The sequence below is a fragment of the Enterococcus spodopteracolus genome, assembly GCF_030441955.1.
In the GTDB taxonomy this organism is placed as follows: domain Bacteria; phylum Bacillota; class Bacilli; order Lactobacillales; family Enterococcaceae; genus Enterococcus_B; species Enterococcus_B spodopteracolus.
Genome location: NZ_JARJHD010000048.1, coordinates 1 through 1,021, shown reverse-complemented (window position 1 = coordinate 1,021; position 1,021 = coordinate 1). Strand labels below are relative to the sequence as shown.

The 1,021-nt window shown below is 58.7% G+C and carries 1 protein-coding gene; it reads left to right on the top strand.

Features of this window, described 5'->3' with window-relative positions:
- Nucleotides 1–1,021: TipJ family phage tail tip protein (locus tag P3R27_RS14345; protein ID WP_301399131.1), on the top strand; the 1,021-nt coding region annotated here is incomplete at both ends.

Sequence of the window (1,021 nt, the reverse complement as noted above, 5' to 3'; positions counted from 1 at the left end):
GTCATACACTGAAATCATCGATGTGAAACAGTGCTACCCGAACACGGCACTGGTCGGCGTGCAGGTGGACTCGGAGCAGTTCGGCAGCCAGCAGGTGAGCCGTAATTATCATCTGCGCGGGCGTATTCTGCAGGTGCCGTCGAACTATAACCCGCAGACGCGGCAATACAGCGGTATCTGGGACGGAACGTTTAAACCGGCATACAGCAACAACATGGCCTGGTGTCTGTGGGATATGCTGACCCATCCGCGCTACGGCATGGGGAAACGTCTTGGTGCGGCGGATGTGGATAAATGGGCGCTGTATGTCATCGGCCAGTACTGCGACCAGTCAGTGCCGGACGGCTTTGGCGGCACGGAGCCGCGCATCACCTGTAATGCGTACCTGACCACACAGCGTAAGGCGTGGGATGTGCTCAGCGATTTCTGCTCGGCGATGCGCTGTATGCCGGTATGGAACGGGCAGACGCTGACGTTCGTGCAGGACCGACCGTCGGATAAGACGTGGACCTATAACCGCAGTAATGTGGTGATGCCGGATGATGGCGCGCCGTTCCGCTACAGCTTCAGCGCCCTGAAGGACCGCCATAATGCCGTTGAGGTGAACTGGATTGACCCGAACAACGGCTGGGAGACGGCGACAGAGCTTGTTGAAGATACGCAGGCCATTGCCCGTTACGGTCGTAATGTTACGAAGATGGATGCCTTTGGCTGTACCAGCCGGGGGCAGGCACACCGCGCCGGGCTGTGGCTGATTAAAACAGAACTGCTGGAAACGCAGACCGTGGATTTCAGCGTCGGCGCAGAAGGGCTTCGCCATGTACCGGGCGATGTTATTGAAATCTGCGATGATGACTATGCCGGTATCAGCACCGGTGGTCGTGTGCTGGCGGTGAACAGCCAGACCCGGACGCTGACGCTCGACCGTGAAATCACGCTGCCATCCTCCGGTACCGCGCTGATAAGCCTGGTTGACGGAAGTGGCAATCCGGTCAGCGTGGAGGTTCAGTCCGTCACCGAC